12 protein-coding genes are annotated in these 13921 nt (G+C 56.9%); 8 read left to right on the plus strand and 4 right to left on the minus strand.

Translation table 11 applies throughout. The features are described 5' to 3' along the window. Positions 1 to 34: 34 nt before the first annotated feature. From hflK to rlmB, 7 genes are all read left to right on the plus strand, one after another. The gene (hflK, locus tag BFV67_RS02065) at positions 35 to 1294 is read left to right on the plus strand and encodes an FtsH protease activity modulator HflK (protein ID WP_032675814.1); all 1260 of its coding nucleotides are present in this window, start codon (positions 35 to 37) and stop codon (positions 1292 to 1294) included. Between the two features lie 2 nt (positions 1295 to 1296). Continuing rightward, complete coding sequence (hflC, locus tag BFV67_RS02070) at positions 1297 to 2301, plus strand: protease modulator HflC (RefSeq protein ID WP_008502916.1); 1005 nt, start codon at positions 1297 to 1299, stop codon at positions 2299 to 2301. Between the two features lie 71 nt (positions 2302 to 2372). Beyond that, complete coding sequence (locus BFV67_RS02075) at positions 2373 to 2570, plus strand: DUF2065 domain-containing protein (RefSeq protein ID WP_003855996.1); 198 nt, start codon at positions 2373 to 2375, stop codon at positions 2568 to 2570. Between the two features lie 104 nt (positions 2571 to 2674). Next, positions 2675 to 3973, plus strand: coding sequence for an adenylosuccinate synthase (locus BFV67_RS02080; protein ID WP_006178975.1), 1299 nt, complete (start codon positions 2675 to 2677; stop codon positions 3971 to 3973). Positions 3974 to 4165: 192 nt separating this feature from the next. Next, positions 4166 to 4591, plus strand: a complete 426-nt coding sequence (gene nsrR, locus BFV67_RS02085; protein WP_023293453.1) for a nitric oxide-sensing transcriptional repressor NsrR — start codon at positions 4166 to 4168, stop codon at positions 4589 to 4591. Between the two features lie 38 nt (positions 4592 to 4629). After that, positions 4630 to 7071, plus strand: a complete 2442-nt coding sequence (rnr, locus tag BFV67_RS02090; RefSeq protein ID WP_069597786.1) for a ribonuclease R — start codon at positions 4630 to 4632, stop codon at positions 7069 to 7071. 66 nt (positions 7072 to 7137) lie between these two features. Beyond that, positions 7138 to 7869: a 23S rRNA (guanosine(2251)-2'-O)-methyltransferase RlmB gene (gene rlmB / locus BFV67_RS02095; protein WP_021240712.1), complete on the plus strand. Its 732-nt coding sequence runs from the start codon at positions 7138 to 7140 to the stop codon at positions 7867 to 7869. Between the two features lie 91 nt (positions 7870 to 7960). Here the strand turns inward: rlmB and BFV67_RS02100 are convergent, their stop codons facing one another. Then, on the minus strand, positions 7961 to 9235 hold the full coding sequence (locus BFV67_RS02100; protein ID WP_023293450.1) for an MFS transporter: 1275 nt from the start codon (positions 9233 to 9235) through the stop codon (positions 7961 to 7963). A 194-nt stretch (positions 9236 to 9429) separates the two neighbouring features. Between BFV67_RS02100 and BFV67_RS02105 the strand changes: the two genes are divergently transcribed. Then, entirely contained in the window at positions 9430 to 11052 is a 1623-nt protein-coding gene (locus BFV67_RS02105) for an isovaleryl-CoA dehydrogenase (protein ID WP_069597787.1), read from the plus strand. Here BFV67_RS02105 and BFV67_RS02110 read toward each other — a convergent pair. The 3 genes from BFV67_RS02110 to bsmA all read right to left on the minus strand — a co-directional run bounded on the left by BFV67_RS02110 (position 11049) and on the right by bsmA (position 13906). Then, the gene (locus tag BFV67_RS02110) at positions 11049 to 12980 is read right to left on the minus strand and encodes a methyl-accepting chemotaxis protein (RefSeq protein WP_069597788.1); all 1932 of its coding nucleotides are present in this window, start codon (positions 12978 to 12980) and stop codon (positions 11049 to 11051) included. The genes BFV67_RS02105 and BFV67_RS02110 overlap by 4 nt on opposite strands. Positions 12981 to 13152: 172 nt before the next feature. Beyond that, entirely contained in the window at positions 13153 to 13440 is a 288-nt protein-coding gene (yjfN, locus tag BFV67_RS02115) for a DUF1471 family protease activator YjfN (RefSeq protein WP_021240708.1), read from the minus strand. A gap of 136 nt (positions 13441 to 13576) precedes the next feature. Continuing rightward, a complete protein-coding gene (gene bsmA / locus BFV67_RS02120) occupies positions 13577 to 13906 on the minus strand; it encodes a biofilm peroxide resistance protein BsmA (protein ID WP_023616161.1) in 330 nt (109 codons plus the stop codon). Positions 13907 to 13921 lie beyond the last annotated feature (15 nt).

Below are 13921 nucleotides of genomic sequence, written 5' to 3' on the forward strand. Positions count from 1 at the left end.
ATTCGCCCTTGCATAACAAATATGGAGCATATACATGGCGTGGAATCAGCCCGGTAATAACGGACAGGACCGCGACCCGTGGGGAAGCAGCAATAATCAAGGCGGCAACTCTGGGGGAAATGGCAACAAAGGTGGTCGCGAGCAGGGGCCGCCGGATCTGGATGATATCTTCCGCAAGCTGAGCAAGAAGCTTGGTGGTCTTGGCGGAGGTAAAGGTTCTGGCTCAGGTGGAAATTCCACCCAGGGGCCGCGCCCGCAAATGGGTGGCCGCGTAGTCGGTATTGTTGCCGCTGCAGTGGTAATCATCTGGGCTGCTACCGGGTTCTACACCATTAAAGAAGCGGAACGCGGTGTCGTGACGCGTTTTGGTAAGTTCAGCCATCTGGTTGAGCCGGGCCTGAACTGGAAACCGACCTTCATTGACGACGTGACCGCGGTCAACGTGGAATCGGTCCGTGAACTGGCGGCGTCTGGTGTGATGCTGACGTCTGATGAAAACGTGGTGCGCGTTGAGATGAACGTGCAGTACCGCGTGACCGATCCTGAGCGTTATCTGTTTAGCGTGACCAGCGCCGATGACAGTCTGCGCCAGGCGACCGACAGCGCCCTGCGCGGGGTGATCGGTAAATACACCATGGACCGTATCCTGACCGAAGGTCGTACCGTTATCCGTAGCGATACCCAGCGTGAGCTGGAAGAGACCATTCGTCCATACAACATGGGGATTACCCTGCTGGACGTCAACTTCCAGGCTGCACGTCCGCCGGAAGAGGTAAAAGCGGCCTTTGACGATGCGATTGCTGCACGTGAAAACGAACAGCAGTACATCCGTGAAGCAGAAGCCTACACCAACGAAGTTCAGCCACGTGCTAACGGTCAGGCGCAGCGTATTCTGGAAGAAGCGCGTGCGTATAAGACCCAGACCATCCTGGAAGCACAGGGTGAAGTGGCTCGCTTCGCGAAGATCCTGCCGGAATATAAAGCGGCGCCGGAAATTACCCGTGAGCGTCTCTATATTGAGACCATGGAAAAAGTGCTGAGCCACACCCGCAAAGTGTTGGTTAACGACAGTAAAGGCGGAAACCTGATGGTGCTGCCGCTGGATCAGATGCTGAAAGGCAGTTCTGCATCGGCAGCAAAAGACAACAGCGGTGCGAACAACCTGCTGCGTCTGCCACCTGCGTCATCCGGTAGCACAAGCGCAACAACCACGTCTTCTTCGAGCGATGGTGACATTATGGACCAACGCCGTGCTAACGCGCAGCGTAACGACTACCAGCGTCAGGGGGAATAAGGATGCGTAAGTCAGTTATTGCGATCATCGTCATCGTACTGGTCGTGCTTTATACCTCGATCTTTGTGGTGAAAGAGGGCGAGCGTGGGATCAAGTTCCAGTTCAGCAGCGTCGTGCGTGATGGCGACAAACGCCCGGTGATCTACGAACCGGGCCTGCACTTCAAGGTGCCGTTCATTCAGTCAGTGAAAACGCTTGATGCGCGTATCCAGACCATGGATAACCAGGCCGACCGTTTCGTGACCAAAGAGAAGAAAGACCTGATCGTTGATTCCTATATCAAATGGCGCATCAGCGATTTCAGCCGTTACTTCCTGGCAACGGGCGGCGGTGACGTTTCTCAGGCAGAAGTGCTGCTGAAACGTAAGTTCTCTGACCGTCTGCGTTCTGAGATTGGTCGTCTGGATGTGAAAGACATCGTGACCGACTCCCGTGGCCGTCTGACCCTGGAAGTTCGCGATGCGCTGAACTCCGGCACAGCGGGCACTGAAGATGAAGTTTCAACGCCGGCAGCAGATGATGCGATTGCCAAAGCGGCTGAGCGCGTTCAGGCTGAAACCAACGGTAAAGTGCCGGTGATCAACCCGAACAGTATGGCTGCACTGGGTATTGAAGTGGTAGACGTGCGTATCAAGCAGATCAACCTGCCGGTCGAAGTGTCCGAGGCGATTTACAACCGTATGCGCGCCGAGCGTGAAGCGGTCGCCCGTCGTCACCGTTCACAGGGCCAGGAAGAGGCGGAGAAGCTGCGTGCTGCTGCGGACTACGAAGTGGCCAAAACGCTGGCGGAATCTGAGCGTCAGGGCCGTATCCTGCGTGGTGAAGGTGATGCCGAGGCGGCGAAGCTGTTTGCCGATGCCTTCAGTCAGGATCCTGACTTCTATGCCTTTATCCGTAGCCTGCGTGCTTACGAGAATAGCTTCCAGAGCAACCAGGATGTGATGGTGCTCAGCCCGGACAGCGATTTCTTCCGTTATATGAAGACGCCGACTAACGCAACGCGATAAACTCAGGCTCGTTTGAGTATTCAAACCACCGCTCCCCACGGAGCGGTGGTTTTCTTTTATAAGGAACAAAAATGAATTCAACGATCTGGCTCGCGCTGGCCCTGGTCCTGGTGCTGGAAGGTCTGGGACCGATGCTCTATCCACGCGCCTGGCGTCGAATGATCGCCACCATGAGCCAACTGCCGGATAATATTTTACGTCGTTTTGGCGGCGGTCTTGTGGTTGCGGGCATCGTGATCTACTACATGTTGAGGAAAACGATTGGCTGATCAAAAAGTGGTCGGATTTGGGATATTCTGAGGTCAAAAAGTGCTGTATATCTGAAAAAGCGATGGTAGAATCCATTTTTAAGCAAACGGTGATTTTGAAAAAAATGGGTAACAACGTCGTCGTACTGGGCACCCAATGGGGTGACGAAGGTAAAGGGAAGATTGTTGATCTTCTGACTGAACGGGCTAAATATGTTGTGCGCTACCAGGGCGGTCACAACGCAGGCCATACTCTCGTAATCAACGGTGAAAAAACCGTCCTCCATCTTATTCCATCAGGCATTCTTCGCGAAAACGTCACCAGCATCATCGGTAACGGCGTTGTGCTGTCTCCAGCGGCGCTGATGAAAGAGATGAAAGGTCTGGAAGACCGTGGTATCCCGGTTCGCGAGCGTCTGCTGCTCTCCGAAGCCTGCCCGCTGATCCTGGACTATCACGTGGCGCTGGACGTTGCGCGTGAAAAAGCACGCGGCGCGAAAGCGATCGGCACCACCGGTCGTGGTATCGGCCCGGCTTACGAGGATAAAGTGGCTCGTCGCGGTCTGCGCGTGGGTGACCTCTTCGACAAAGCAACCTTCGCTGAAAAACTGAAAGAAGTGATGGAATATCACAACTTCCAGCTGGTGAACTTCTACAAAGCTGACGCTGTTGACTACCAGAAAGTGCTGGATGACGTCATGGCGATTGCAGACATTCTGACCGGTATGGTTGTTGATGTGTCCGATCTGCTGGACCAGGCGCGCAAGCGTGGCGATTTCGTCATGTTCGAAGGTGCGCAGGGTACGCTGCTGGACATCGACCACGGTACCTATCCGTACGTAACCTCTTCCAACACCACCGCGGGTGGCGTGGCGACCGGCTCTGGCCTGGGTCCACGTTATGTGGATTACGTTCTGGGCATCATCAAAGCGTACTCCACTCGCGTGGGTGCAGGTCCATTCCCGACCGAACTGTTTGATGAAACCGGCGAGTTCCTGTGCAAGCAGGGTAACGAGTTTGGCGCGACCACCGGTCGTCGTCGTCGTACCGGCTGGCTGGATGCGGTTGCCGTGCGTCGTGCAGTGCAGATCAACTCCCTGTCTGGCTTCTGCCTGACCAAGCTGGACGTACTGGACGGCCTGAAAGAAGTGAAAATCTGCGTAGGCTACCGTATGCCTGATGGCCGCGAAGTGACCACCACGCCGCTGGCTGCTGACGACTGGGAAGGCATTGAGCCAATCTACGAAACCATGCCGGGCTGGTCTGAGACCACTTTCGGTGTGAAAGAGCGTAGCGGCCTGCCGCAGGCGGCGCTGGATTACATCAAGCGTATTGAAGAACTGACCGAAGTGCCGATCGATATTATTTCTACCGGTCCGGATCGTACTGAAACGATGATCCTGCGCGACCCGTTCGACGCATAATCTTCGTGACTGCTGGCCTGCGGGGAGACCCGTAGGCCGGATAAGCGTAGCGCCATCCGGCGACCGCTCCTGGATCTCCGCTTTTTCGCCCCGTCTGTCAAATAAATTAGCCGCTAACTATCTGGCTGGTTTATCATCATTAATGAATATCTCTGCGGTTTGTCCGCGATTTCCCTTTTTCCTGAGGTTGATGTGCAGTTAACAAGTTTCACCGATTACGGCTTACGCGCCCTGATCTATATGGCGTCGTTACCCGATGGGAAAATGACCAGTATCTCTGAAGTCACAGAGGTCTACGGCGTATCCCGTAATCATATGGTCAAAATAATCAATCAACTTAGTCGTGCCGGATACGTTGCTGCCGTCCGCGGGAAGAATGGTGGGATCCGTCTCGGTAAACCGGCACAGAGTATTCGTGTTGGCGATGTGGTACGTGAACTTGAGCCGCTGTCTCTGGTGAACTGCAGCAGCGAGTTCTGCCACATCACGCCCGCTTGCCGCCTGAAAAAGGCGCTTTCTAAGGCCGTGCAAAGTTTTCTCAAGGAGCTGGATAACTACACGCTGGCCGATTTGGTTGAAGAGAATCAACCGCTTTATAAATTATTGCTGGTGGAATGAAGAAAATTTCCACCGGAGCTGACAACGGAGGAACCGACATGTCACACGATCCTTTCCAGGAACGCGAAGCCGAAAAATACGCGAATCCTATCCCCAGCCGCGAGTTCATCATTGAACACTTAACAAAACGCGAAAAACCCGCCAATCGTGAAGAACTTGCTGTTGAATTAAACATTGAAGGTGAAGAGCAAATTGAAGCCCTTCGCCGCCGCCTGCGCGCGATGGAGCGTGACGGGCAGCTGGTCTTTACCCGCCGCCAGTGCTACGCGCTGCCAGAACGCCTCGATCTGCTGAAAGGGACCGTCATTGGTCACCGCGATGGCTTCGGCTTCCTGCGCGTGGAAGGCCGTAAAGACGATCTGTATCTCTCATCTGAACAGATGAAAATGTGCATCCACGGCGACCAAATTCTGGCGCAGCCGCTGGGCGCTGACCGTAAAGGTCGCCGAGAAGCGCGCGTCGTGCGCGTCCTGGTGCCAAAAACCAGCCAGATTGTTGGCCGCTACTTTACCGACGCGGGCGTGGGCTTCGTGGTGCCGGACGACAGCCGTCTGAGCTTCGACATTCTGATCCCACCTGAAGAGGTGATGGGCGCCCGCATGGGCTTTGTGGTGGTGGTGGAACTCACCCAGCGCCCAACCCGTCGCACTAAAGCGGTAGGTAAAATCGTCGAAGTGCTGGGCGATAATATGGGCACCGGCATGGCCGTTGATATGGCGCTGCGCACCCACGAAATTCCATACATCTGGCCAAAAGCGGTTGAAGAGCAGATCGAAAGCCTGCGTGAAGAAGTGCCGGAAGAATCCAAAGTGGGCCGCGTGGATCTCCGCTCCCTGCCGCTGGTTACGATCGACGGTGAAGACGCCCGTGACTTCGATGACGCCGTCTACTGCGAGAAAAAACGCGGCGGCGGCTGGCGTCTGTGGGTAGCGATTGCAGACGTAAGCTACTATGTTCGTCCGCATACCCCGCTGGATAACGAAGCGCGCAGCCGCGGTACCTCGGTCTACTTCCCGTCGCAGGTTGTACCGATGCTGCCGGAAGTGCTGTCTAACGGCCTGTGTTCCCTGAACCCGCAGGTTGACCGCCTCTGTATGGTGTGCGAGATGACCATCTCCAACAAAGGGCGCTTAACTGGCTATAAATTCTACGAAGCGGTGATGAGCTCGCACGCGCGTCTGACCTACACCAAGGTCTGGCATATGCTGCAGGGTGACCAGGATCTGCGCGAACAGTACGCGCCGCTGGTCAAACACATCGAAGAGCTGCATAACCTCTACAAAACGCTGGATCAGGCGCGCGAAGAGCGCGGCGGGATCTCCTTTGAGAGCGAAGAGGCGAAATTTATCTTCAACGCCGAGCGCCGCATTGAGCGCATCGAGCAGACTCAGCGTAACGATGCGCACAAGCTGATTGAAGAGTGTATGATCCTGGCGAACATCTCGGCGGCACGCTTCGTTGAGAAAGCCAAAGAGCCTGCGCTGTTTCGTATTCACGATAAACCGTCGACGGAAGCCATCACCGCGTTCCGCTCCGTACTGGCCGAGCTCGGTCTGGAGCTGCCGGGCGGCAATAAGCCAGAGCCGCGCGATTACGCCGAGCTGCTGGAATCCATTAGCGATCGTCCTGATGCAGAAATGCTGCAGACAATGCTGCTGCGCTCGATGAAGCAGGCGATTTACGATCCGGAAAACCGCGGTCACTTCGGCCTGGCGTTGCAGTCTTACGCCCACTTTACGTCGCCGATCCGTCGTTATCCTGACCTCTCTCTGCACCGTGCGATCAAGTATCTGCTGGCGCAGGAGCAAGGCCATAAAGGGAACACCACTGAAACCGGTGGCTACCACTATTCGATGGAAGAGATGCTGCAGCTGGGTCAGCACTGCTCCATGACCGAACGCCGTGCCGATGAAGCCACCCGCGACGTGGCGGACTGGCTGAAATGTGACTTTATGCTGGACCAGGTCGGTAACGTCTTCAAAGGCGTGATTGCCAGCGTGACCGGCTTTGGCTTCTTCGTTCGTCTGGACGAGCTGTTTATCGACGGTCTGGTGCACGTCTCCAGCCTGGATAACGACTACTACCGCTTCGACCAGGTCGGCCAGCGTCTGATCGGCGAATCTGGCGGCCAGACCTATCGTCTGGGCGACCGTGTGGAAGTGAAGGTTGAGGCCGTGAATATGGACGACCGTAAAATCGACTTCAGCCTGATCTCCAGCGAGCGCGCGCCGCGTAACGTCGGTAAAACCGAGCGCGAAAGAGCGAAAAAAGGCGGAAACGGCAAAACGAGCGGCAAGCGCCGTCAGGCCGGTAAGAAGGTGAACTTCGAGCCGGACAGCGCGTTCCGCGTCGAGAAGAAGCAGAAGCCGAAGGCGGCAAAGAAAGAAGCCCGTGCCGCGAAGAAACCTTCCGCGAAGACACAGAAAATAGCGGCCGCCACCAAAGCGAAGCGCGCGGCTAAGAAAAAGCAGGCGGAGTAAATTCTCCCCTCACCCTGACCCTCTCCCCAACCGGGAGAGGGGAAATACTTATTACGAGAACCATCAATGAGTGAAATGATTTACGGCATCCACGCGGTGCAGGCCCTTCTCGAGCGCGCACCGGAGCGTTTTCAGGAAGTGTTTATTCTGAAAGGGCGTGAAGACAAACGTCTGATGCCGCTGATCCACGCCCTGGAAGCGCAGGGCGTGGTGATCCAGCTGGCTAACCGCCAGTTCCTGGATGAGAAAAGTGAAGGTGCTGTTCACCAGGGGATCATTGCCCGCGTGAAGCCGGGCCGTCAGTATCAGGAAAACGATCTGCCGGATCTGATCGCTGAGCTCGAGAATCCGTTCTTCCTGATCCTCGATGGCGTTACCGATCCGCACAACCTCGGCGCGTGTCTGCGCAGCGCGGATGCGGCGGGCGTGCATGCGGTGATCGTGCCGAAAGATCGCTCCGCGCAGCTGAACGCGACGGCGAAGAAAGTGGCCTGCGGCGCGGCGGAAAACGTTCCGCTGATCCGCGTGACCAACCTGGCGCGCACCATGCGTCTGCTGCAGGAAGAGAACATCTGGATCGTCGGTACTGCCGGTGAAGCGGATCATACCCTGTATCAGAGCAAAATGACCGGCCGTCTGGCGCTGGTGATGGGAGCGGAAGGTGAAGGTATGCGTCGCCTGACGCGCGAGCACTGCGACGAGCTGATCAGCATCCCGATGGCGGGCAGCGTGTCCTCTCTGAACGTGTCTGTTGCGACGGGCATCTGCCTGTTTGAAGCGGTGCGTCAGCGCGGGTAGCCTGTTATGCCGGGTGGCGGCTTCGCCTTGCCCGGCCTACAAAGGCACGGTACCGTAGGCCCGGTAAGCGTAGCGCCACCGGGCATTAACCTCATTCTTCCAGTGACCGCAAATGGTCATCCTTCCTCAGCGTCATCAGCGCGAAAATACTCACTACTGCCGTCGCCATCACGTAGTACGCCGGAATATCCAGATTGCCCGTCTGCTTAATCAGCCCGGTTATGATTAACCCTGCGCATCCCGAGAAAATCGCGTTCGATAACGAGTAGGCCAGCCCCAGCCCCGTATAGCGCACGCGGGTCGGGAACATCTCAGAGAGCATCGCCGGGCCCGGCCCCGCCAGCATGCCCACCAGACCGCCCGCAATCAATACTACTATCGCTTTCACCGCCAGCGTGCTGGACTCCGCCTGCAGAAGTTTCAGCAGCGGCAGGGCGAGGATCAGCAGCAGCGCGGTGGCGATAATCATCACCGTGCGACGCCCGATCCGATCGCTCAGGATCCCCGACGGAATGATTGTCAGCGCAAACCCAACGTTCGAAATCACTGCGATCAACAGCGCCTGATTAAACCCGGTGTGCAGCGCCGACTGCAGATAGGTCGGCATAATGACCAGGTAGGTGTACCCCGCCGCAGACCAGACCATCACGCGGCCAATCCCCATCACGATGGCCCGGAGCGTGGCGGCAATGTCCGCCTGAGCGACGGCCGGTTTGTCCTGCTGCTGCACAAAGCTGGGTGTCTCCTCCATGCTGACGCGAAGCCACAGCGCAACAGCGCCCATGGGCAGCGCCAGGAAGAAAGGAATGCGCCAGCCCCAGTCGTGCAGGGCTTCAGGCGTGAGAAGGGCGGAGAGCAGCGCCACGATGCCGGCACCCGCTAACAGCCCCAGCGCCACGGTAAAGGACTGCCAGGCACCATAGAGCCCGCGCTTGCCTCGCGGGGCGAACTCCGTCATCAGCGAGACCGCACCGCCGTACTCGCCGCCCGCGAACAGTCCCTGCAGGATGCGAAGCAGTGTAATAATGAGCGGGGCGGCAATCCCGATGCTGGCGTAGACCGGCACAATGCCGATGGCGGCGGTAGCGAGCGTCATCAGCACCAGCACAATGATTAGCGTCGGCTTACGGCCAATCCGGTCGCCGATGCGGCCAAACACCACCGCCCCCAGCGGGCGGAAGAAGAAGGCGATGGCAAATGAGGCGTAGGTGAGGATCAGGCTGGTAAGCCCCGCTTCCCCTTCAAGCTGAAAGAAGTTCTTCGCAATGACGGTCGCCAGAAAACCGTAGACCGCAAACTCATACCACTCGATAAAGTTACCAATGGAGCCGGCAATTAATGCTCGCTTGTGCGCATCCGGTTGCATAACTTTCCTCACTGAAAGGGGGAGAGAATAAATTATTCAACAAAAGCGAAGTCATGAAATAGTTTATTCTTATGTTCTGTGAGCTATTTCACGAATGATATCAGCGGGATCGTGAACGTGTGACTCCCCTCCCATGCAGCGTGTGCGCGGTCTGTCCATACTTATCGTCATTGCCACTGAAGGAGGGAGACAGTATGCACTGGCAGACTCATACCGTTTTCAATCAACCTGCACCACTCTCTAACAGCAACCTTTTTCTCTCGGACTGCGCGCTGCGTGACGCAGTCTCGCGTGAGGGTGCCGAGTGGGATATCGAACTGCTCGCCAGCATCGGGCAGCAGTTAGGTACCGCAGAGTCGCTGGAGCTGGGCAGGCTGGCGAACGTGAATCCGCCGGAGTTGCTTCGCTATGACGCCACCGGAGAGCGACTGGATGACGTTCGCTTTCACCCGGCATGGCACCTGCTGATGCAGGGGCTGTGTGCCAATCGGGTACATAACCTGGCATGGGAAGAGGAGGCGCGTAAGGGGGCGTTTGTCGCCCGGGCCGCACGCTTTGTGCTTCATGCTCAGGTTGAGGCAGGCACGCTTTGTCCCGTCACCATGACGTTTGCCGCGACACCGCTCCTGCAGCAGGCACTCCCTAAACTATTTCACGACTGGCTGACGCCTCTGCTCAGCGATCGCTACGATCCTCATCTGGCGCCTGGCGCGCAAAAACGCGGCCTGCTGATCGGTATGGGGATGACGGAAAAACAGGGCGGCTCGGACGTGCTGAGCAACACCACCAAAGCGGAAAAATGCAGCGACGGCAGCTACCGGCTGGTGGGCCATAAATGGTTTTTCTCCGTCCCGCAAAGCGATGCGCATCTGGTGCTGGCACAGGCGAAGGGCGGGTTGTCCTGCTTTTTTGTGCCGCGCTTTTTACCTGACGGACAGCGCAACGCCGTCCGACTGGAGCGCCTTAAGGACAAGCTCGGGAACCGCTCCAACGCCAGCAGCGAGGTAGAGTTTCTTGATGCCTCCGGCTGGCTGCTGGGGGAAGAGGGCGAAGGGGTAAGGCAGATCCTCAAAATGGGTGGCCTGACGCGCTTTGACTGCGCGCTGGGCAGCCACGGACTGATGCGTCGTGCGCTGTCCGTGGCGCTGTACCACGCGCATCAGCGTCAGACCTTCGGCAAAAATCTTATCGATCAGCCGCTCATGCGTGAGGTGTTAAGCCGGATGGCGCTGGTGCTGGAGGGGCAAACGGCGCTGCTGTTCCGCCTGGCCCGGGCGTGGGATAAACGCGCGGATCCCCAGGAAGCGGCATGGGCGCGGCTGTTTACCCCCGCCGCGAAATTTAGCGTGTGCAAAGCGGGCATCCCGTTTGTGGCGGAAGCGATGGAGGTGCTGGGCGGAGTCGGGTACTGCGAGGAGAGCGAACTTCCCCGCCTGTATCGCGAGATGCCGGTGAACAGCATCTGGGAAGGGTCCGGCAATATCATGTGCCTGGACGTGCTGCGCGTGCTGGCGAAGCAGCCGGGTATTCACGATCTGCTTGCCGATGAGTTTGCACAGGTAAAAGGGCAGGACAGACACTTCGACCGCAGCTGGCGACAGCTTCAGCAAAAACTGCGTAAACCGCAGGAGGCGCAGGGGCGGGAAATTACGCAGCAGCTTTTCCTGCTGGGTGCCGGAAGCGAAATGCTGCGGCACGCATCGCCCCCGGTGGCGCAGGCGTGGTGCCGCATGATGCTGGATACCCGTGGCGGTACGCTGATGAGCGAGCAGGTGCAAAATGACCTGCTGCTGCGTGCGACGGGCAGAGTCGGTTAGTCTTTTAGCTGGAACAGACTCACCAGTTGAGCCAGATGTGACCCCTTCTCGCGCAGCGTTTGAGCGGTTTGTTCGCTGCGTGAGATACGATCCGCATTAATATGCGACGCTTCGCCAATGTGGGTCATGGCGAGATTCACCTGGCCAATCCCTGCGGACTGCTCGCGTGAGGCATGGTTAATCTCGGTGACCAGCTGGCTGATGTTATCGATATGAATGATGATGTCATCCATCGCCAGGCGCGTCTGTTCAGACAGCGCATGGCCTTCGCTCACTTTCCTGAGCGTATCGCCAATCAGCTGTTCAATCTCCTTCACCGCGTTGGCGCTGCGTCCGGCCAGGGCGCGAACTTCCTGCGCAACCACCGCAAACCCTTTCCCGTGCTCGCCCGCGCGGGCCGCTTCCACTGCCGCATTCAGCGCCAGGATATTGGTCTGGAAAGCGATGGACTCAATCACGCGCGTGATGTCTTCGATGCGTTTTGACGCCTCGCGAATGTCGTCCATGGTCGACACGGCATGGGTGACCGTCTCACCGCCCTGATGGACCGCGAGGGAGGTTTCACACACCAGCTGCTGCGTTTGCTCCATGTTGGCGGCATTTTGCTGTACGGTGGCGGCCAGCTGCTCCATGCTGGCGGAGGTCTCTTCCACGCTGCTGGCCTGCTTGTTGATCTGCTCAGAAATCTCGCCGGTATCGGACGCCAGCGCGTTAGTGCCCAAATGGATCTCGCCTGCGGCCTCGCGAACCTGAAGAACAATTTTTTGCAGGCCGCCGCCGATGCCGTTAATGGCGTCGATCAGCTGGCCGACCTCGTCCTGACGCGTCACGGGCAGGCTGGAACGGAGATCCCCTGCAGCATATTGCCGGGCAAGATGGATCACATGGCTCAGCGGTCGGGTCAGCACACGGCGAATAAGGACCACGAACAGACCAGCAAACAGGATAGATAAGACCACGCCGGCCAGCAGGAAGCGATCGCGCATGGCGTTAACGCTTGAGAGCAGCACCGATTTATCCACTTCGCCCACGATAGTCCAGTTCCAGCCTGGCAGCGGGGTATACGCCATTTTAAGCGTGCGGCCGTCGTCGCTTACGCGTTCCAGGGTGCCGGGCTTGTCACCCAGAAGCTGCTGCTGCGTCGCGTCGTCCCACTTCGGCAACTGCCCCTCTTCACCGGCATGGAACAGGTATTGCCCGCGCGTTTTGCCGTTGCTGCGATCCAGCACGAAGAAGTGACCGCTCTCGCCCAGGCGGCGGGTGAGGATTTTCTCGCGCATGACGTTCCAGGAGTGCGTAATGTCCACGCCAACAAAGACGATCGCAATGACCTGTCCTTCGGCGTTTTTAACCGGCTGATACTGGGTGATATAGCGTTTGCCAAACAGCAGCGCCAGTCCGCGGTAGACTTCCCCTCTGTTGACGGCGGCAAAGGCCGGGCTGGCGGTATCCAGCACGGTGCCCATCGCCCGCTCGCCATTCTCTTTGCGCAGGGAGGTGGCTACGCGAACAAAGTCATTACCGCTGCGTACAAACAGCGTCGAAATGGCTCCCGTACGGTTCAGGAACTCGTCAGACAGGGTGTTGTTTTGATGCAGTCCGGTGTCACCGCCTTTCAGAAGCGGGACGCTGAGTCCGTTAATCGTCTGAGCCTGGGAAGTATCAATATTCAGTGGCTGCGGTAAAAAGGTGGTAAACAGCCGGGTATAACTCTCAACCTCTTCACTCAGGCTGGTGTTAAACATCTGCACCATGTCGACCATGCCGGTGGACTGATTGTGCAGGTCTTCTACCGCAAGGGCTTCAAGCTGCTGGCTGGCTTTTTGACTGAGCAGAAAAGTGAAAAGCAGAAACAGCGTGGCGACACTGACGCCCGTCAGCAGCGACAGCTTCGCCCCCAGGCCTGCACGGCGAAAAACGTTGATCATAAATTGCTCATCATTGAATAGGTATGGTTCTTCAACGGCAGAGCGGAGATTACGTTTACTGAATTAATGTAACAAAATGTTATTTTGTTGTTATTGATTGGTTTTTCATAAGATAAAAAATTTGCAAAAGCGAAAAGCCACTAAAAATAAGTGGCTTTTATCAGGAGGGAGTTTACACGTAGAGAATGGCCTGTACCCGCCAGTGGTCGATATGGTTATCTTCCTGCATCTGGATGATGCGATACCAGGAAGCACCCTGCTCATCGGCCTTTAATGCCACGACGCGTTCAACGTCTTGCGGGCTCCCCGAGATATTATTCACGGAGATCTGGCCAATTTCATTCAGGCCAGTTACACAGTCAGCACTGGCGAATTCTGCTGACTGCGCGGTGGTGCTCACCAGGCCTGCGGAGAGCAACAGAGAGGTCAAAGCAAGAGTTCGTTTCATCGTCAGCTCCATTTCACATATTTCCGGTATCCGCCGGGCAATCCTTCGCGAATAAACTCCCATCCCTTGTCGCTGGCATGGAGTTTATTGTGGACAGGAAAATGTCTATGGACGCAAAGCAGTGTAAATGTCGTTCAAAGGTAAACCATTATTTTCGGTACAAAATGGCCTGTGAATACCACTGCCCCGTTATGATGGTTTCGTCGATCATAATAATGACGTAATAATCTGCTTTGGCGGCGACGGCTTGTGCCTTTATTGCCTCTTCTGCGTCATCCGGCGAACCGCGAACCAGCGCGGAGACGGTGCCCATTCGTTGTAATCCTTCCGTCTGATTACGACGAATCTCCTGCGGATGATCGGCAACCGGGGGAGCGGGTTGCGGTGTTCCCTGCAGTGCGCTACAGCCGCTGAGCAGAAACACCAGCAATAAAGCAGCAAACCTGTGCATAACCATATCTCGTTTCCTGATAGCCATAGTGTAGTTGTCTGT

This window comes from Enterobacter roggenkampii, from assembly GCF_001729805.1.
Taxonomy (GTDB): domain Bacteria; phylum Pseudomonadota; class Gammaproteobacteria; order Enterobacterales; family Enterobacteriaceae; genus Enterobacter; species Enterobacter roggenkampii.

What these genes read in the sequence shown, in the direction of transcription:
- BFV67_RS02080 (WP_006178975.1), top strand. Translation starts at nt 2,675, where the DNA reads ATGGGTAACAACGTCGTCGTACTGGGCACCCAATGGGGTGACGAAGGT.
- BFV67_RS02075 (WP_003855996.1), top strand. Translation starts at nt 2,373, where the DNA reads ATGAATTCAACGATCTGGCTCGCGCTGGCCCTGGTCCTGGTGCTGGAA.
- rlmB (WP_021240712.1), top strand. Translation starts at nt 7,138, where the DNA reads ATGAGTGAAATGATTTACGGCATCCACGCGGTGCAGGCCCTTCTCGAG.
- yjfN (WP_021240708.1), bottom strand. Translation starts at nt 13,440, where the DNA reads ATGGAGCTGACGATGAAACGAACTCTTGCTTTGACCTCTCTGTTGCTC.
- rnr (WP_069597786.1), top strand. Translation starts at nt 4,630, where the DNA reads ATGTCACACGATCCTTTCCAGGAACGCGAAGCCGAAAAATACGCGAAT.
- bsmA (WP_023616161.1), bottom strand. Translation starts at nt 13,906, where the DNA reads ATGGCTATCAGGAAACGAGATATGGTTATGCACAGGTTTGCTGCTTTA.
- hflK (WP_032675814.1), top strand. Translation starts at nt 35, where the DNA reads ATGGCGTGGAATCAGCCCGGTAATAACGGACAGGACCGCGACCCGTGG.
- hflC (WP_008502916.1), top strand. Translation starts at nt 1,297, where the DNA reads ATGCGTAAGTCAGTTATTGCGATCATCGTCATCGTACTGGTCGTGCTT.
- BFV67_RS02110 (WP_069597788.1), bottom strand. Translation starts at nt 12,980, where the DNA reads ATGATCAACGTTTTTCGCCGTGCAGGCCTGGGGGCGAAGCTGTCGCTG.
- BFV67_RS02100 (WP_023293450.1), bottom strand. Translation starts at nt 9,235, where the DNA reads ATGCAACCGGATGCGCACAAGCGAGCATTAATTGCCGGCTCCATTGGT.
- BFV67_RS02105 (WP_069597787.1), top strand. Translation starts at nt 9,430, where the DNA reads ATGCACTGGCAGACTCATACCGTTTTCAATCAACCTGCACCACTCTCT.